This window comes from Paenibacillus protaetiae (assembly GCF_004135365.1).
GTDB classification, from domain to species: Bacteria; Bacillota; Bacilli; order Paenibacillales; family Paenibacillaceae; genus Paenibacillus_AP; species Paenibacillus_AP protaetiae.
In genome coordinates this window covers 3,795,091-3,814,066 of the sequence record NZ_CP035492.1, presented here as the reverse complement: position 1 = coordinate 3,814,066, position 18,976 = coordinate 3,795,091, and the positions used below count along the sequence as shown (strand labels likewise).

Annotated in this window: 15 protein-coding genes; 5 read left to right on the top strand and 10 right to left on the bottom strand. The window is 51.1% G+C overall.

What is annotated here, in order from left to right; genetic code table 11:
• The first annotated feature begins 9 nt into the window (after positions 1-9).
• From ET464_RS17685 to ET464_RS17675, 3 genes are all read left to right on the top strand, one after another.
• A complete protein-coding gene (locus tag ET464_RS17685; protein WP_129443223.1) occupies positions 10-429 on the top strand; it encodes a MarR family winged helix-turn-helix transcriptional regulator in 420 nt (139 codons plus the stop codon).
• Positions 430-691: 262 nt separating this feature from the next.
• Positions 692-1,759 (top strand): YeeE/YedE family protein, encoded by a 1,068-nt coding sequence (locus ET464_RS17680; RefSeq protein WP_129444555.1) that lies wholly within the window; start codon positions 692-694, stop codon positions 1,757-1,759.
• 13 nt (positions 1,760-1,772) lie between these two features.
• On the top strand, positions 1,773-1,997 hold the full coding sequence (locus tag ET464_RS17675) for a sulfurtransferase TusA family protein (protein WP_129443221.1): 225 nt from the start codon (positions 1,773-1,775) through the stop codon (positions 1,995-1,997).
• 96 nt (positions 1,998-2,093) lie between these two features.
• Here the strand turns inward: ET464_RS17675 and ET464_RS17670 are convergent, their stop codons facing one another.
• From ET464_RS17670 to ET464_RS17655, 4 genes are all read right to left on the bottom strand, one after another.
• A complete protein-coding gene (locus tag ET464_RS17670; protein WP_129443219.1) occupies positions 2,094-3,146 on the bottom strand; it encodes a Gfo/Idh/MocA family protein in 1,053 nt (350 codons plus the stop codon).
• Positions 3,147-3,217: 71 nt separating this feature from the next.
• Positions 3,218-4,885: an extracellular solute-binding protein gene (locus ET464_RS17665; RefSeq protein ID WP_129443217.1), complete on the bottom strand. Its 1,668-nt coding sequence runs from the start codon at positions 4,883-4,885 to the stop codon at positions 3,218-3,220.
• 51 nt (positions 4,886-4,936) lie between these two features.
• Positions 4,937-5,779 carry a carbohydrate ABC transporter permease gene (locus ET464_RS17660; RefSeq protein WP_129444553.1) on the bottom strand — a complete coding sequence of 281 codons (843 nt, stop codon included), beginning with the start codon at positions 5,777-5,779 and terminating at the stop codon, positions 4,937-4,939.
• 95 nt (positions 5,780-5,874) lie between these two features.
• Complete coding sequence (locus ET464_RS17655) at positions 5,875-6,777, bottom strand: ABC transporter permease (protein WP_129444551.1); 903 nt, start codon at positions 6,775-6,777, stop codon at positions 5,875-5,877.
• Positions 6,778-7,146: 369 nt separating this feature from the next.
• Here ET464_RS17655 and ET464_RS17650 point away from each other — a divergent pair, with 369 nt between their 5' ends.
• Positions 7,147-8,889 (top strand): sensor histidine kinase, encoded by a 1,743-nt coding sequence (locus ET464_RS17650; RefSeq protein ID WP_341869713.1) that lies wholly within the window; start codon positions 7,147-7,149, stop codon positions 8,887-8,889.
• A 2-nt stretch (positions 8,890-8,891) separates the two neighbouring features.
• Positions 8,892-10,493 carry a response regulator transcription factor gene (locus tag ET464_RS17645; protein ID WP_129443215.1) on the top strand — a complete coding sequence of 534 codons (1,602 nt, stop codon included), beginning with the start codon at positions 8,892-8,894 and terminating at the stop codon, positions 10,491-10,493.
• A gap of 183 nt (positions 10,494-10,676) precedes the next feature.
• Here ET464_RS17645 and ET464_RS17640 read toward each other — a convergent pair whose 3' ends face one another.
• From ET464_RS17640 to ET464_RS17615, 6 genes are all read right to left on the bottom strand, one after another.
• On the bottom strand, positions 10,677-11,501 hold the full coding sequence (locus tag ET464_RS17640; RefSeq protein WP_129444547.1) for a carbohydrate ABC transporter permease: 825 nt from the start codon (positions 11,499-11,501) through the stop codon (positions 10,677-10,679).
• Between the two features lie 79 nt (positions 11,502-11,580).
• Positions 11,581-12,438: an ABC transporter permease gene (locus ET464_RS17635; protein ID WP_129444545.1), complete on the bottom strand. Its 858-nt coding sequence runs from the start codon at positions 12,436-12,438 to the stop codon at positions 11,581-11,583.
• A gap of 143 nt (positions 12,439-12,581) precedes the next feature.
• Positions 12,582-14,225 carry a type 2 periplasmic-binding domain-containing protein gene (locus ET464_RS17630; RefSeq protein WP_129443213.1) on the bottom strand — a complete coding sequence of 548 codons (1,644 nt, stop codon included), beginning with the start codon at positions 14,223-14,225 and terminating at the stop codon, positions 12,582-12,584.
• Between the two features lie 144 nt (positions 14,226-14,369).
• Entirely contained in the window at positions 14,370-16,709 is a 2,340-nt protein-coding gene (locus ET464_RS17625; RefSeq protein ID WP_165280045.1) for an AraC family transcriptional regulator, read from the bottom strand.
• Positions 16,710-16,932: 223 nt separating this feature from the next.
• Entirely contained in the window at positions 16,933-18,093 is a 1,161-nt protein-coding gene (locus tag ET464_RS17620; protein WP_129443209.1) for a Gfo/Idh/MocA family protein, read from the bottom strand.
• An 18-nt stretch (positions 18,094-18,111) separates the two neighbouring features.
• Positions 18,112-18,867: a sugar phosphate isomerase/epimerase family protein gene (locus ET464_RS17615; RefSeq protein WP_129443207.1), complete on the bottom strand. Its 756-nt coding sequence runs from the start codon at positions 18,865-18,867 to the stop codon at positions 18,112-18,114.
• Between the last annotated feature and the right edge of the window lie 109 nt (positions 18,868-18,976).

Here is an 18,976-nt window from a genome sequence, read left to right as displayed (position 1 = left end):
TTCGAATTGATGAATAAAGAATCGATCGGCAAGCTGCTATCTTCCGCACACCGCCAAAATCAAAAAAGGCTTGGAAAAATGCTCGCTCCTTACGGCATCGGCACGGGCGGCCAGCACAGCTTCCTGATCAACGTCATTCGGCGCCCCGGCATTACGCAGGAGCAGCTGACGCAGGAGCTGAAATTCGATAAAGCGACAACCGCACGGTCGATCAAGCAGCTGGAGCTGTCCGGCTATATTGAACGGAAGCCCGATCCGGACGACCGCCGTTCCCATCTGCTTTATCCGACCGACAAAGCGGTGCAGTTTTGGCCGGAGCTGCAAGCGATATTAAACCGCAATAACCAGCTTATCGCCCGCCATTTAACGAAAGAAGAAGAAAACCGGCTGATCGGTTTGCTGCAGAAGCTTTACTTCGAAGACGAATAAACGGTACCCGTATTATTTTCCCGCCCTATGCCATATATACAAGCAAAAGCGCATGAACCGCATCCGCCGCTTCTTATAGAAAGGACCTGACGAAAGGCAGCCGCCTGGCGATCAGGTCCTTTCATCGTTTAGGAATTTAATGGCCTATATGGTTAAAAAGTCGTATTTACTCCTTCCTCATTTGTGCTACAATCAGAAATACCTTTAATCCTACTAGATTACTATACTTTCGACAAAATGGAGGAGACATCAAGTGGCACAGATGATTTTGACCGGACTATTGTGCGGCGCATTGCTTGGTTTTGTTATGCAGCGGGGACGGTTTTGCTTAACCGGCGGCTTCCGCGACATGTATTTGACCAAAGACAACCGGATGTTTTACGCGCTGCTGATTGCGATTTCCATTCAAAGCGTAGGCGTATACGCTCTGATTCAGATGGATTTGATCAAATTTAGCGCGGGAGCTTTCCCGTGGGTATCTACAATAATTGGTTCGTTTGTATTCGGCATCGGCATTATATTGGCCGGGGGCTGCGCAACCGGCACCTGGTACCGCGCAGGCGAAGGCTTGATCGGCAGCTGGATTGCTTTGTTTGGCTACATGGCAATGGCTGCGATGATGAAAACAGGCGCCCTGGTGCCTGTCAACAACAGCCTGAAAGATTACACGGCGCCTCATAACTCGATTGCCGATACGTTTGGCATTTCGGTATGGCCGTTTATCGCTTTGCTTGTTATCATTACGCTGTGGGTCGTTATCCGCACGCTCCGCAAGCCGAAAGTCGCCATTCCTTCGATGAAAGCCAAACGGAAAGGCCTCAACCATCTGCTGTTCGAAAAACGCTGGCATCCGTTCTTTACGGCGGTTCTGGTCGGTCTGGTTGCATTATTGGCTTGGCCGCTCAGCGAAGCGACCGGCCGCAACTCGGGACTTGGCATTACGACGCCGTCGGCGAACATTTTGCAGTATTTGGTTACAGGCGACGACGACAAATTTATTAACTGGGGCGTATTCCTCGTCCTTGGCATTTTCCTTGGATCGTTTATTGCGGCAAAAGGAAGCCGGGAATTCCGTTTCCGCGCTCCGGATGCCAAAACAGCCGTATCCAGCTTTATCGGCGGCATTCTGATGGGCTTTGGCGCAAGCTGGGCCGGCGGCTGCTCCATCGGCAACGGTCTCGTCATGACCGCGATGATGACTTGGCAGGGCTGGGTATCACTCGTATTTATGATTCTTGGCACGTGGACGGCATCTTATTTCGTATTTGTCCGCCCTCGCACCAAAGCGAAAAGACAAGCATCCGCAGCAACCGCGGCTGCTACTGCATAAGGAGGCACTTCACATGCAAAAGAAACTAGCTGTAGTCGGAATGGTATGCCCGTTCCCGCTTATCGAAGCAAAACAGGAAATGGAGACGCTGCAAAGCGGCGACGAGCTTGTCATCGACTTTGACTGCACCCAGGCAACGGAAGCTATTCCGCGCTGGGCAGCCGAAGCCGGCCACTCGGTCACCAATTTCGAGCAAATCGACGATGCGTCCTGGACGATCACCGTTCAAAAAAAATAAAGCACGCCAGTTAACTTCTTCCGCACAAGTTAACTGCGTACCAAACAGCAGCCCCCGCTTGGCGCAAATGCCTGAGAGGGGGGCTTGCTTTATGCTTTATGGTTGCAGCCGGATGGCCGTGCCGCCTTCCGACGAACGGACGATAGCATCCAGCACTTGCTGATTGCGGTAACCGTCCATAAAGCCCGGCAGCCCTTCCGGCTGTTCGCCGGCCAGCAGGCTTGCAAAGTCGCCGTACTGCGTCCTCTTGCAGCGCTGCGGCACATCAATGACCGATTTGGCCAGCTGGCCCGGCGATTCCTCCCGAATCCATACGAGATGATCGGGATCAACCGTAGAAGCATGCAGCGTCCCGGCATCACCGTAAATCGCGATTTCATGCTGATTGCCGGAGCCAATCGCGTTGCGCGACGTTTGGAATACGCCAACGACACCTCCCGCAAGCTGCGCCTGAAAGCTGGCGAAATCATCCACATCCACCTGCGCCATGCCGCCGGAAGGATGGCGGCGTTCCGGAATAAACGTATGCAGCTGCGCCGATAGCTGCTCGAATTCGCCAAACAAGTAGCGGGCCATGTCGATCATATGCGAACCGAGATCGCCGAGCGCGCCCGTTCCGGTAACCGCTTTATTATACCGCCACGTATAGTAGCCGTCATAAAGCGCCGATCCCCAGCCCTGCAAATATTGGCTGGAGAAGCTGCGGATTTTCCCGAGCCTGCCTTCCAGCAGCAGCTCTTTGGCATAGCGGAATGCCGGCGTATACCGGTAGCTGAAGCCGAGCATGGCCGGAACGGGCTTCCGCTCGTAAAGCTCCAGCAGCGGCCTGGCTTCTTCAAAGCTGCGGGTAAACGGCTTTTCCGCAAGGAACGGCTTGCCTGCTTCCAGGCAAGCTTGTATAACAGCTGCATGCACCTGGTTAGGCGTGACCGCTACAATAGCTTCCACATCGGTATCTTGCGTCAAATCCCTGAAATCCGCATATTGTTTCTCCGGCCCAAGTTCCAGCTTGGCCCCTGTCCGCTCCAGCGCTTCCGGGCTTACGTCGCTGACCGCAACAATCGTAAAACCGCCTTGTTCTTTCATCCATCTGATATGTGCCCCGGCCATGCCGCCGAGTCCAATCAATCCGATTTTAAATTGGCGCATTCGTCCGTTTCTCCCTTCAGTTGCAAATAAGGCTGCCCCGCAGCACGAATTCTACGGGGCAGTGGCCATTATTATTTAATGTTTTGGTAACGGTTGTAAGCATCTTCGTAAATTTTGATCAGCTTCGGAAGGCCCATATCGTTCAACTGTTTCACATAAGCGTCCCAGCCTTCGTCGATGCCGCCTTTGGTTACCCATTGTGCGCGCGTGCTGGCGATAAAGCCGTCGATGTCCGTCGTCAGCTGCGGCAGCTCTTGATATTCATCCGCCGTATACATAACGTTCGGGAATGGCGTCGTTACATCGTCTTTGCCCAGTTTGTCGATTTCGAGCTTCAAGCCGTCCCCTGCACTTGGATCAAGCTTAATGTTTTTCTCGAATTCAGGGCTTACATATTTAGGTCCGAAGTCGCGGAGGGAACCGTCCCAATACCAAGCATCCGCGCTTGTGCCTGCAGGAGGATCATTTAACACATAAGTGCCGTCGCTGTTTTTCGTAATTGCGGAGCCGATTGCGCCCCAGAAGTTTTGAATACTGGCTTCGCCTGTGTAGAACTGGTCCGCCCAGCGCGCTGCCACTTCAGGCGTTTTGCAGGAAGTCGTGATCAGCAGTTCATTCCTTCTGTAGCTGAGGCCGTCCGGGTCGCCTTCTTGGTAACGTTTGCCGTCTGGTCCTGCGATTGGCGCGATCGTTTCGTATTGGTCGCTCCATTTGCCGAATACAGCGTCAGGCGTCCATTGGTACGTGAAGCCGACCAGAGCAGCGTCCGGATTTTGGCGTTTCGCCGTCAGCATCGTGTTGTCCTGCGTAAATGTCTCCGGATCGATCAGCCCTTCTTCGTACAGCTTATGCACCCATTTCAAGCCTTCTTTGTATTGATCCGAGGTCGGGTAATAGACCGGCTTGCCGTCCTGGATAAGCATATGGTTGCCGCGCAGGTCGGTAATGCCAAACGGCGCAAGCAGGAACATATCAATATCGCCGGCATTGCTGGACGGCAGTTCGTCGGCTTTGCCGTTGCCGTTTGGATCTTGTGTCTTAAACGCTTTCAGCACATTGTACAGCTCGTCGACCGTCGTAGGCGCTTTCAAGCCGAGCTTATCCAGCCAAGCTTTGTTGATGACCGGCTGGTTTTGCGTCAGCGGGCGGGAAGGCAGGCGGGCTGGCAGCGAGTAAATTTTGCCGTCCGGGAATGTGCTTATTTTTTTCAGCTCCGGCGATTCTTCCATCGCTGCTTTCAAGTTAGGCATGTATTTATCAATATAGTCGTCAAGCGGCCGGAAGAAACTGGAGTTGTTCACGATATCCGAATCGCCGTAAGCGATGTCGCCCAAAATAACGTCCGGCAGCTTGCCGCTGGCCAGCATAACCGATTTTTGGTCGTTCCAGTCATTGGAGGACATGACTTGCCAGTTGATTTTGACGTTTGTGTTTTTCTCCAAATCTTGCAGGAATGTATTTTTCGTAAAGCTGTCGCCCATATCGCCCCAGCGGACGGTCAAGACGTTCAACGTTACCGGTTCGTTCACAATCGGCAAGCCTTCTTCATTGAAATTGCCGGTCGATTTTTTGCCGGTGTCCGCAGTTGAAGCAGCCGACGCCGACGGAGATGCGCCGGAGTTGGAACCCGAGTTGCCGTTATTATTGCTGCTGCAGCCCGCAAGCACGAAGCCAAGGGCGGATACAAGCATAACGCCGGTGACTGATTTCTTCATGACTAGTGCCGTTTTCTTTTTCATTCACCTATCCCCTTTAATTCGTTATGAAAAGCCGGTTTCCTAAAGCATGTTCTAGCTTTTTACGGCGCCGATCATCACCCCCTGGTTGAAGTATTTTTGCACCATCGGGTAGAAGCACATGATCGGAATCGTAGATACGATAATAACGGAATAACGCAGCAGGTTGGCAAGCCGCATCGCAATTTGCGCCGCTTCGCCGGTTCCCATCGCGGACTGCATCGAGTTGGTAATGAGAATATCGCGCAATATTAACTGCAGCGGGTATAAATCTTTGTTTTGCAAATAGATTAAAGCGTTAAAATAAGAGTTCCAGTGGCCAACCGCCATCCATAAGGCGAGTACCGAAATGACGGCTTTCGAAAGCGGCAGCACGACCAGCGTGTAGTAACGCAGATGGCCGCAGCCGTCGATTTGGGCCGCTTCCCACAGGTCGTTCGGGATGCTCGACTGGAAGAAGGTCCGGGCTACGATAATATCAAACACCGCTACGGAAAACGGCAGAACCATAACGAGAAACGTATCGTACATATGGAAATCGCGGATGGTCAAAAAAGTCGGAATAAGGCCGCCGTTAAAAAACATCGTAAAGATAAAAAACAAGGTAATCGTTTTACGGCCAAACAATTCTTTTCGCGAAAGCGCAAAGGCGGCTGATATGTTAACGACGAGGCCGATCATCGTCCCGATGACGGTATATAAAATCGTATTTTTATATCCGACCCATATATTGGAGTGCTTCAACAGCTCTTGATAGCCGTCAAATGTAAACCCTTTCGGATACAGCCATACTTTGCCGTTCCCGACTGCGGACGGGTCGCTGAAAGATGCGATTATGATAAAGTATAGCGGGTACATGACGACAAGCAATACGATCGCCGCCCATACATACAGCATAATTTCAAGGAAACGGTCCGACCGGCTGTTATTTAAGCTTACGGCTGTTACCTTGGATGACAATTCTGTTTGCTCCACCTCTCATCCCCCCTCCGTTACCATAAACTGTGTTCGCTGTTCCTTCGTGCAATCCAGTTCACCAATATGAGCAAAATAAAGTTGATGACGGTGTTAAACAGGTTGATTGCAGAGGAGAAGCTGTATTGGGCGCTCAGCAAGCCGATTTTGTACACGTATGTCGAAATTACTTCGCTGCCTGTAATATTCAAATTGTTTTGCATCAAGTATACTTTCTCGAAGCCCACGCCCAGCAGTCCGCCGACCCTAAGAATGAGCAGCGTAATGGCGGTCGGCATCAGCATCGGGATATCGATAAACCGGATTTTTTGCCATCGGCTTGCTCCATCCACAGTTGCCGCTTCATATAAGCTTGGATCAACCGCTGACAGCGCCGCCAAATAAATAATGCTGTCCCAGCCGGTATGCTGCCACACATCCGACCAGACGTACACGCTGCTGAACAAAGCGCCGGAGCCCATTAGGTTGGGAGCTTCCGCTCCGAACAGGCGATAAATATTGCCGATCAGACCATTTCCCGGCGAGAGCAAAATAAGCATTAAGCCTACGATAACGACCGTGGAAATAAAATGCGGCATATACGTAACCGTCTGGAATACACGCTTGAACCGGTTTACCCGCATCTGGTTGACGAGCAGCGCAAACATGATCGGAATCGGGAATGTCACAAAGCTGTATAAACTAATTACTAGCGTGTTTTTGATCGTATTCGAGAATTGGTACGAATGGAAATACTTCTCGAAATATTTGAAGCCTGCCCATGGGCTGTCGGAGATGCCTAACGCCGGGCTGTAATCTTTAAATGCAATGATGACCCCGTACATTGGCTTATAAGTAAAGCAAATCAGGAGAACTACGGCCGGAAGCAATAATAAATACAAGCCCCAGTTTTTCCCGATCCTTCCAAGCGAACGCTGCATTGGGCTCGTTCTCAATTCAAGGTCCCCCTCCTTCGTTTGCTGCTGTTAACGCGGCATATCGTCTATGAAGCCGCTTCCAGTTTGCTCTATCGCTGGACAGTTACTAGTATATCGCCGACCGTTGGTACTATTTAGACCTCATGATCGTTATATTCAGACCTTTTACCTCCGCCGATTTGGCCAGCCGTCCCATTCCCGCACCTTCTACCCGATTTATGCTTGCATTATCCAGACCTTTCCTAACACTATCCGGACTTGAAGGCTTGGAAACGCATTTCCTTTCTTGTATTTCTGCGTGCCGGATTTATAATATTTTTAATAAGAAAACGCATTCAAGACCAAGAACGCCAGAAGGGAGTCTGGTCATTCATGATGGCTAAACCGGCGGAAAACAAGCTTTATTCCATTCAACATTACGTTAAAATCATGCTGTTTATTTCGTTCTCCGCTCTTGTTCTGGACTTTGCCATCAGCATAACCTCTATAACGATCGTCAAGCAGCAGTCTACCCGCTCTCTGCAGGATACGGCAGATTTGTACATTAACCAGATTAATAAAGACTTCAATTATATTAATCACTTTATGGGCTGGACGCTTGCTAATGATGAAAATGTAGAAATCATGCAAAAAAATGATATTAACAGCACCAAATTTATTAAAGCAAACAGCGACCTGTTTAAACGGGTCGTCGAGCTGCAAAAAATTTACGGGCCTGACTACAATTTTTTTCTCTACTTTAACAAGCTGGACTTTATGTCCAACTTCACGCCGATGAACATGAAATATACCGAATACCAGTCGTTGAAAAACCAGATTATTAAAATGGTGAACGACCGCAGCATTTACGACCAATATTACTCCAACTGGTCCACCATTGACTTAATGGGCACCTATTACGTCATTAATATCGTTCCTTATCACGATACGTACATGATTGGCCTGATCTCCGCCGATGATCTCATTCTTCCGCTGCATCAGCTGAATTTGGGCGAAAACGGCTTTGCTTCCCTGGTGGATGAGAAAGGCGTGCGCATTACAAGCCCTATCTCCAGCAAAGGCACGGTCGTGAGCGGCGATGAAGCGCATTCGATCGTCTCGGACTTTATGCATACGAGGACTACCGTCAACGCCGACTTTACGAACGCTTCCTTTTATGTAGAACTTATTATCCAGTTTGGCGCTTTCGAAAAAATTATGATTGCCCAGCTGCTCATCATTTTGCTCGCCGTCATCATCGCCTGCAATCTCAGCTTCATCCTGATCTATTTCAAGAAGAAGGTGCTGACGCCAATCAAAAGCTTCTCCTACAACCTGACGTTCTGGACCGGCGACGGCGAGCCGCTGGATGTCGAAAGCAGCAAAATCTTCGAGCTGGAAAAAGCGAATAAGCAGTTTCTTACGCTGGTAACCCAAATTAAAAAATATAAAATTGACATTTACGAACGCGAGCTGGAAAAGCAGCGGATCCAGCTGAACTTTATGAAGCTGCAAATTAAGCCGCATTTTTTCCTGAACTGCCTGACGAGCATTTACAGCATGGCGCAAATGCAAATGCATGAGGAAATCGAGCAGATGTCGCTGTCGACATCCAAATATTTCCGGTATATTTTCCAGAACGACCAGGACTTTGTCCGGCTCGAAGATGAGCTCGAACATATCCGGATCTATCTCGATATTCAGAAGCACCGTTACCGCGACGCCTTTGTGTATCAGATCAGGCAGTCCGATCCGTCAAGAGGGGTCAAAATTCCGCCGCTCGTGCTGCAAACTTTTATTGAAAATGCGATTAAATATGCCGTATCCCGGGAAACCCAGGTGCAAATCGCGTTAACGGTGGATCGCCAGTTTATGGATGAGCAGTTTATGACCGTTATCCGGATCACCGATACCGGCCCGGGATTTCCGCAGCAGGAGCTGGAACAGCTCGCCGCCGGCCAGCCGCTTGACCAGACGAGCGGCACCCATATCGGCATTACCAACACCGTTCAGCGGCTGGAATTTCTGTATCAGAACAAAGCGATTGTTCATTTCTCCAACACGGCACAAGGCGGCGCATCCGTCGTGCTGTGGCTGCCCGACCCGCCCGCAGAACCGCTTAGAATGGAGGCATAACGATGAATGCACTGCTGGTTGATGATGATTATTTTGTAGTCACCGCGCTAGAGAAAAAAATTGATTGGAAAGCTTTGCATATCGAAACCGTCTATACTGCCAACAATGTCGCCCAAGCGTGGGACATTCTCGAGAAACACCCGATTCAAATTTTGATTTCCGATATTGAAATGCCGCAAGGCAGCGGCCTGGAGCTGCTCTCCCGTATCCGCGAGGAAAAATACAATGTGCAGACGATCTTCCTGACCAACTATGCCGACTTCAACTATGCGCAAAAGGCGATAGAGCTGCAAAGCTTTGAATACTTTCTGAAACCAATCGAGTTCGACAAGCTGATGCTCATTATTCAGAAAGCCGCCGTCCGGGCGAAAGAGCAGCAGAAAAACGAAAAAGCGATTCTCGAAGGCCGTTACTGGCAAAAGAACCGCTCAAAAATTATCGAGCATTTTTGGCATAAGCTCATTACAAGCAGCGCATCCAACCCGGTTAAGCCTGCCGCCATCTCGCATTCCGTGGAAGAACAAAACCTGTCCTACCAGAAACGGGATGTTTTTCAGCTGCTGCTCTTTAATTTGTTCCCGTATGACGGAAGCATGGGAGCCGAAGAAAAAAACCTGTTTGATTTTGCATTCCAAAATGTCATCTGCGAGCTGTTTCAAAGCGACCGGTTTACGGTCGAAACGATTGTGGAATATAAAGACAACAGCCTGGCCGCCGTGATCCGCTGGAACAGCAGCCCCGATCCTGAACTGATCGAGCAGCTTGCCCGCTCTTTTATCCAGCAGGCGAATCCGATCCTGAAATGCGACGCGTGCTGCATGATTTCGCTGGCCGACAGCCTGGAGCAGCTGGGCCTTACCATTAAACAGCTGCTTGATATGAACGAGGAAATGACGATGCAGCGCAATCAAATTTTTTATGTGGAGGAATACCAGCGGCAAAAGGATGAGGATTATATTCCGCCGGATTTATCCCGTCTGGAGGAGCTGCTGAACTTGAATAAGCCGGCTGTATTCCTGGAGGAGACATCGCGTTATTTGCGGAGCCGCCCGAATCAAAAAGCGCTCAGCCGCTCCGTATTGCGGCTGTTCCGGCTGGATATGGTGCAGCTGGTTTATTCCTTCCTGAAGCTCAAGGATATTCAGGCCCATAAGCTTTACACCGGCAAAATAAACGACCAGCTGTCGATCTGCTCGCTGTATTCAATTGAAGATATGGAGCGGTATCTCCGCTATCTCGTTTATACCGCAGTGGAATACCGTGATTTCGCCGCGCAGCCGAAATCAGTTGTGGAGGAGATCAAACAGTATATTCACGCCCATTACGGCGATGACCTGACGCGGAACGGCCTCGCGGAAGTGGTTTATTTGAACCAGGATTATCTCGGCAGGCTGTTTAAGAAGGAAACCGGCATTCCGCTGGGCAGCTATATCATTCAAGTGCGGATCGAAGCCGCCAAGCAGCTGCTCGAGACAACGAATTTGTCCGTCTACACCATATCCGGCAAGGTCGGCTACTCCAACTACTCCTACTTTTCCAAGCTGTTCAAGCAGGAAGTTGGCGTCACGCCAAATGACTATAAAAAACATGTTAAAGCCAAATGAACTTGCCCCCGCAGCAACCAAAAGGAAGCCGGAACGTTGAGCCGTTCCGGCTTCCTTTTTATTGTCGATCCATCGGCTGTCAGCGTACAAGAAGGGAAGCTGGAACCTGAACCGTTCCGGCTTCCCTCTTGCGTTCTCGCTAATGCAGCTGCCCGCTGCTCCCTCAGCCGCCCCTTTGCTTCATTACTCCTTGATCGAGCCAAGCATAACGCCCTTCACGAAATAACGCTGCAGAAACGGATACAGCAGCAAAATCGGCACCGTTGCTACGATGATAGTCGCATATTTGATCGTTTCCTGGATCAAGCCTTTATCCACGTCAGCAACGGTCGACATCATCGAATCCGTGCTGTTTGTAATCAATATTTCCTGCAGCACAAGCTGCAGCGGATACAAATCGCGGTTGCGCAAATAAATTAACGCATCCATATAAGAGTTCCAGTGGCCAACGCCGTAAAAAAGCGTCATAACCGCCATAATCGGCAGTGAGACCGGTATAAAGATACGGAATAATATGCGGAAATCGTTAGCTCCGTCGATACGCGCCGACTCTTCCAGCGCCACCGGAATGCCGGCAAACGATGTGCGCATAACCAGCAGATTCCAGGTGCTGATCGCCGACGGCAATATCATCGCCCACCGGGAATCAAGCAGCCCTAAGTTTTTCATATTCAAATACGTCGGAATAAGCCCGCCGGAGAAAAACATCGTAAATACGATGCCGAACATTACCGGCCCGACGAACTTGACGCCTTTGCGGGATAACGCATAAGCCGCAAAGCTGGTCATCGCCAAATTCAGGGCGGTGCCGGCCAGCACGTAAATAAGCGTATTGACATAACCGATCGAAATCATCGGATTTTCGAATACAAGCTTATACGACTCCAGGCTGAAGCCCGTCGGCGCCAGCAGCAGGCTCCGGTGCTGGATCAAATCGGCCGGGTTGCTGAACGAAGCGAACAGCACATACAAAAACGGATATAACGTGATGACAACTAATACAAGCATAAGCACCGTATTCGAAATATCGAATACCCGCTCGCCTATCTGGACTCGAGGCTTCAAGGCTGCACCTCCCGGAATGAAACTACCACAAGCTGGTATTGTTTATTTTTCTGCTGAATTTGTTCGCGGAGACCAGCAGTATAAAGTTCAGCACATTGTTGAACAGGCCGATTGCTGCGGAGAAGCCGTAATCCATCTGCAGCAAGCCGCGCCGGTATACAAATGTGGAAATAACGTCAGCCGTCTCGTAAGTCGTGGAGTTGTACAGCAGCAAAATTTTCTCCATGCTTCCTCCCGCCATCAGTGTGCCAAACCGTAAAATAAGCATGATCATAATGGTCGGCATAATGCCTGGGATCGTAATATGCCAAATTTGCCTGAACCGGCCCGCTCCGTCTGACTTGGCCACTTCATACAGGCTGGGGTCAATGCCGGCGATCGCGGCCAAATAGATGATCGACCCCCAGCCGACGCCTTGCCATATTCCCGAAGCGACATAGATCGACCGGAACCATTCCGGCATGATCAGAAACGATTCGGACGGAATGCCAAACAAGCCGGTCAGCTGATTCACAATGCCGTCGCTGGACAAGAAGTCGATCATCATCCCCGACACTACCACGACGGAAATAAAGTGGGGCAAATACGTAATGGACTGCACAACATTTTTGAACAAGCGCACCCGGATTTCGTTCAGCAGCAGCGCCAGCAGAATCGGCGCAGGAAAGCCGAAAATAAGCTCATACACGCTGATCAGAACGGTATTGCGGATGAGCCGCCAAAAATAGTAGCTTTCATAAAAGGATGTGAAATGGCCGAATCCAACCCAGGCGCTTCCCCATATGCCTTTGGCAGGCGAAAAATCTTTGAACGCAATTTGCAGGCCGTACATCGGCAAGTACATAAATATAACGTAATAGAGGATGACCGGAAGCAGCATCAAATAAATATATTTATTGCGGGACCAGCCCCGTAATAGTTTCAAGTGGCGTACCCTCCTTCAGCATGCAAGGCGGAAATTAAGCGGGCTTTCGGGACAAAGCGGCGGTCCGCGCTTCGCCTGCAAGCCCGCCACAGCCGGCATTACCGTTTCAAATAGCGGTCATAAGCGGTTTGTTCAATGTCCAGCGCTTCCTGGATGCCCATGCCTTGAATCGTCTTGACGAATTTATCGAAGTTATCGAGCGGTTCGGCTCCCATTACGAACTTGTCGAACATTTCATCGCGGTACGTATTGACGTCTGTCATAATCGCCGCAAGCCGCGCCGATTCTTCATTCGTAAGCGTAAGCGGCGGCAGCAGATCATCGTTGTTTACATCCATCCATGTGTTCAGCGCATCTTTTTGCTGCGGCAGCGATGCATTTTGTTCCTGATAGCGCTTGTCCTGTACGAACGGCCCGCCAAACGGCACCGCATATTTGCCTACTGCTGTCGCGAATGCCAAGCCATCCGGATTTTTCATTACTTCGTCGGTATATTTCGGATAGCCGTCGACCATTTCATAGCTTTTGCCTTCGATCCCGAAGTTGAACAGCATATGGCCCTGTTCCCCGTATTTGAAATCCAGCCATTTGACCGTTTCCACTACATGCTTGTTGTCTTTCGTAATAGCAGCTCCTACGCCGTTAAAGATTGGCTCGCGCTGGCCAAGCACCGGCTTGTCGCCTTTGTTTAACGTCGGATATGGAGCCCCTACCAGATTGAAATTCGGATTTTTGGCCGTCATGGCCGTCGTATATTTGCCGATGCCGCCGCCAACCGCAAGCTCGGATGCGCCCAGCACGTCGCTGGTCCATTTGGCGTCTTTCTGCTTGGCGTCGGTACCCGCATAATCACGGTCGATCAGCCCTTCTTCATACCAGCTGTGCATCGTCTGCAAAAACTGTTTATATTGCGGCTGGGTCGGACCAAACACCACTTTGCCGTCCTGCAAATTAAAGCGGCCGGTAATGCCCCATGCATTCAGAAAGACGTTGCTGAAGTTGAGCAGCGTATCTTTGGCAATAAGCAGCGGAATTTCATCGGCTTTGCCGTTTCCGTTCGGGTCCTTATCCTTAAACGCCTGAAGCACGGTATGCCATTCATCAATTGTTGAAGGCACAGGAAGTCCCACGGCATCGAGCCAATCCTTGCGGATACCGATACCCTGATACGTCCGCAAGTAAGGGTCGCTTCTCAAGAACGGGAACGCGTAAATGCGCCCGTCGTCCGTTGAAATTTCTTTCCGGATGTCCGGATTGTCCGCAAGCAGCTTGGACAAGTTAGGCGCATATTTGTCGATGTAATCATTTAGCGGAATAATAACGCCTGCGTTCATTGCGCCTACGCCGCCGCCCGGATAATCGTTCCAGCCCCATTCGATAATGTCCGGGTACTCGCCGGAGCTCATCAGCAGGTTGAACTGATTTTTTTCCTGCCCGACGGTCGGATGCTGAAAGTCGATATGGATGCCCGTTAACTTCTCCGTTTCCTGATAAGCGGCCATATCGTTAAATGTTTTCATGCCCGGCGCCGGGTTGCCCGACATTTGGACAAAATCGGTAAGTGTAAGCGGTGCGGATACGATTTTGCCGTCTGCCGGCGTTTCGGCTGCCGCTGATTGCTGCGGGGAAGCCGGCGCTTCGCCGCCGTTTCCATTGCTGCCGCTTGAGCAAGCGGACAATACGACCGTCAGCGCCGCAGCTGCGACTAAAGCTGACCGTGTTCGTTTACTGGTGTACTTCAAATGAATAACCCCCTCGTCCGTTTTTTATAATGAGAATTCGGTTTACCGCCTCCTCGCCTTTATCGTAGCCTTCCGGCCGGCCTGCCGGGTATCGCCTGAATGTGCGATGAATATGCCGGATGAAATATAACCGGTATCCCCTATTTAAGATTGATGTTCCGTTTGTATGTTTGCCCGGTATTGTCCGGGCGTAATGCCTTCGTATTTTTTAAAAAACCGGATAAAGCCGATATCGTTGGAATACCCGACGGCTCCGGCGATATGCGCTACTGTGCAGTCCGTTTCGGCGAGCAGCCGTTTGGCTTCCCGCAGCCGGACTTTGGCGATATATTCAATAATGGTCTGCCCGGTTGCTTTCTTGAAAAAAGAGGATAAATACGGCTGCGTAATGCCCAGCTCATCGGCGATAAGCCCCACGCTCAGCATGTTCTGGCTGTAACGCTCCTGCACGATACGCTTGATCGTCTCCAGCATCCGGCTGCCTTGGTCGCTGCGCCCTTCCTTCCATAACAGGCACACGCCAAGAAAATCTTCCTTCAGCTGGCGAAACGCCTCATGCTGGTCGCGGATACCATCCGGATATAAGATCAACAGCCGGTTTGCAAGACTGGCGTCCGCTTTAGGCGTATTTTGCACGATGCGGAACAGTGTAGAAGCCAGATGCATCACAAAATAAGAGCTGATCGGCGTGCCTGTCCCGCTTTCATCCGCATGGTCGGCATAAAGCGCTTCAAGAAGCTGCGCCGTTTTCTCTTCTTCACCCGATTTGACGTAATTGGTCAGCTGCTGTTCAATATCGAGCGGATAATAATAAACCGGAGCCGTCTCCGGCACCCTGGGGGCGCCGCTGTCCGCCGCCTGATGCTTGCGGCTTTCATCCAGCCGCTTCAGCGCGTCCCGGAACGCCTCGCCGATCGCCTGAACATCATGCACGACAAAACTTGTGCCGATCGCCAGCTTCATCCGGAACCGTTCGCACAAAATTTGGCCAAGCCGCGTCTCGATGGAAGCCAGGTCCTGCTGCCATTCCGCTTCATCCGTCCCTTGGAGATTGACCAGCAGCCCGATGCTGCCTTGATCCAGCTCGGATGTAAACGCGACATGCCGCTCGTTAGCAAGTTCGGATGCAATATTGGAGATGACGAAATTTACAAACAGCCATTCTTTATCGTCCTGCCCCGGCTGGAAAACGTTCATCTCCTCTGCGTTCACCAGCATAACGGCAAAAGCATCCGATACAAATTGGATGCCCATAAACTGCAAAGATTCCTGGCCCAGCTCATGCGGATCGGCATGTCCGCGAATAAGCCGGCTTAAAAAATGAAGGCGGATAATCGGCGCCTGCTGCGACAGCTTGGAACGCAGTTCCGACTCCGTCAAGCGGGCCGACTGAATGGACGTCCGGATCATTTCATATTCGATAGGGCTTTGCTTGCTGCGCAGCGCAGTCCCGCTGCCGGTCACGGCGGACACCAGATCGCGGATCGGCCGATAGTTGCGGAACGCGAGATACACTGAAACGACCGCCCCTGAAAACGCTGCCAGTAAAAACAAAACCAATGCCCAGTTTCTGACTTCATTAACTTCCTTCAGAAAAACGCCGCGCGGCACCTGCAGCACATATTTCCATCCGTACACTCCTGAAGCCGCATACGAAACAACCGTATCCCCGACGCCCAGCTTGGCGTCCAGTTTGCCTTCGTCGCCTTGCATATCCGCATACTTGAAAGGCAGCGTCTCCGGCTTGCCTGATGTCGAGCTGATGATCCGGTCGGATGAGTCCAATATGTAGATTTCGCCTTTGCCTGCTTCGGCAAGGGTGTCCAGCATTCGGCGCAGCTGCTCATCGTTAATCATAATAAATAAGGTAGCCATCCGCTTCGAACGGTCCACCATCGGCAGCGTCTGCATGTAGGCAATAATGTCCGTGGTTTCGCTCCAGGTGCCGCTTACCTGCATGCCCGGCTCGAAAGAACGGTAATGGTAACCGCTGTCGAACTGGCGGACCCAGTCCTGCGAGGTCATGCCGTCAAACCGGTCAACCTCATCGAACAGAAACTGCGGCGTTGTTTTGACTCCCGGCCCCAGCATCGTACCGGATTTCGGCAAATAAATATAAAAATCGTAAATAAACGGCGTTAACAATTTATATCTTTCCAAATCGTCCGCCATCTCGATCATGCCGTATTGCTCCATGTCGGAAACCGGCGACGTCGTACTCATCATTTGAAATAGCTTCGGGTGGTTGGCAATTTGCTGCTCCAGCTGCTCAATCATTTGAAATTGGCCGTCCGCAATCTCGCGCAGCTGTCCAAGCATCGCCGAATTGGTCTGCTCCACGGAATGCTCTACGACATCGTTAGCCCGCCAATACAGCAAGCTTCCAATGACAATGAGCAGCAGCAAAATGGCCATGTACGACCAAAATAAAGCAGACCATGCGCCTTTAAATTGAAGCCATTGATACCGTCTACTGCTTGCCATGTTACTCATGCCGCCACCTCTGCTTTATTGTTCGCTTCATCCCCGCGGGAGGGGGGATTTCCAGTATACCAAGAATACATTCGGATAAGTGTTATCGTTTCGTTGGGTAAACCATTCATTTATAAGATTCGGCTAAAAAACATAAAAAAAAGCGTACACCGGTGTACGCTTTTTCCTTTGCTGCAGGCTGCTGCAAGCGAACGCTTCAGACTTCCCTCCGCGGTTAAGAACCAAAACTGCCTTCTGTGTCGAACAGTACCGCTTCGGTTTCTTTCCGATTGGAACCTGCAATCCGTTTATTCAGCTCCTGCAAGTACAGCTCCTCGTCGATCGGCAGCTCCACCGTTTCGCCGAGCCAGCTCGACAAATGCATGGCGTTCGACAGCTCCAGACTGCGAATGCCCTCCTCTCCGCCTGCAATAAGCGGCTCACCGTTTAAGACGGCTTTCGCAAACGAGGCGATCACGCCCATATGCTGGCTGTTATCCCCTTCCGCCGGCACGGCGGATACGTCCACTTCCGGTTTGGCAAACCCGTCCTTGGACGTAAAGCAATATTCGCGTTCATTCTGGCTCAGCTTGTGCAGCGTTAACGTATTGTTCTCGCAGACGAGCTTGCCCATTTCCAGCGTAATTTCGAAGCGGTTCGTGCCCGGCAGATCGCCGGTCGTAGTAATGAATACGCCTGTTGCCCCGTTCGGGAATTCCATGTAGGCCGTTACATCGTCTTCCACTTCGATGTGATGCCATTTCCCTTCATGGCAGAAGGCACGGACCTGCGCCGGCATGCCGCATATCCACTGGAGCAGATCAATATTATGCGGGCACTGGTTAATGAGTACGCCGCCGCCTTCGCCTGCCCAGGTGGCGCGCCAGCTGCCCGAATCGTAATAGGCTTGCGTCCGGTACCAGTCCGTAATGATCCAGTTGACCCGTTTGACCGCACCCAGCTCTCCGCTGTGCACAAGCTCATGCATTTTGCGGTAGATCGGGTTGGTCCGCTGGTTAAACATCATGCCGAACACAACGCCGCTGTCCTGCGCTTTCTCGTTCATTTCCCGGACCTGCTTCGTATAGACGCCGGCCGGTTTCTCGCACAGCACATGCAGCCCTTTGTCAAACGCCAGCATAGCCAGACGCGGATGATCGTAATGCGGGGTTGCGATCAGGACCGCATCACACAAGCCGCTGTCCATCAGTGACTCGGCACTGGCGAACAAACCGACGGATTCCGGCAAATACGCTTTGGAAGCTTCCAGCCGGGTCTCGTCCATTTCTGATACAGCCGTCAGCTCTACCTCCGGTACAATGCCGCGAATCAGTTTTTTGGCATGATCAGAGCCCATATTGCCCATCCCGATAATGCCCATACGCAATACTGCCATTCTCTTTCTCCTCCTTTGTTAACGGTAACCGAGCGCGGCCAGATTGTTGTAGCTGGTTTGCAGGCATTCAAACGGGCTAGTTTGGCATACATCCTGCTCGACAAGCGCATATTTGGCATTCGTTTGCTCAAGCGCTTTCATAATCGCCGGGAAATTCATGTTGCCTTCCATCACCGGCGCCATCAGCTGCGCCGTCCCGCGCACCTCCATATCCTTCAAGTGAACACAATGGAGACGGTCCTTCAGCTTGCCGATCCATTCGCATACATCCGCCCCTGCGGCCTGCACCCAATACGTGTCGAGCGTAATGCCCATCTCTTCCGGCGAAAAATCTTCAATCAGCCGTTCAATCAGCCGTTTGCCGCCGATTTTCTCAAACTCAAAGTTATGGTTATGGTACATAAACAGCTTGCCGGCTTTGGCGATTTTGCCCGCCGCTTCCCGGAAATCGTGCGCGAAATAGCCGTACCAGTCCAGCCCCCGGTATTTATCCGGCATAGCGCCGATGCCAATATAATTGCAGCCCAATATATCATGCTCTTCGATGACCTTCTCCGTCTCGTTCACAATCCGGTCGGCATTCGTATGCGTGAGTGCAATTTGCAGCGACAGCTCATCGCAGATGGCCCGCAGCGTCGCAGGCTGAATGCTGCCCATTGCCGAGACTTGGACCGATGTATAGCCCATTTCTGCAATCTTTTGCAGCGTACGCCGGATATCCTTCTCCGTTTGCAGATAAGCTCGAACGGTATACAATTGTGCGCCTAAAATCATGGAATTTGGCTCCTCCTCTATACTTGCAGATATGCCCTTCACCCCTTAATTATAGAGCGCAGACCCGAATGCACCATTGCGAATAAGCGCAATAACATTGCAAATCTAG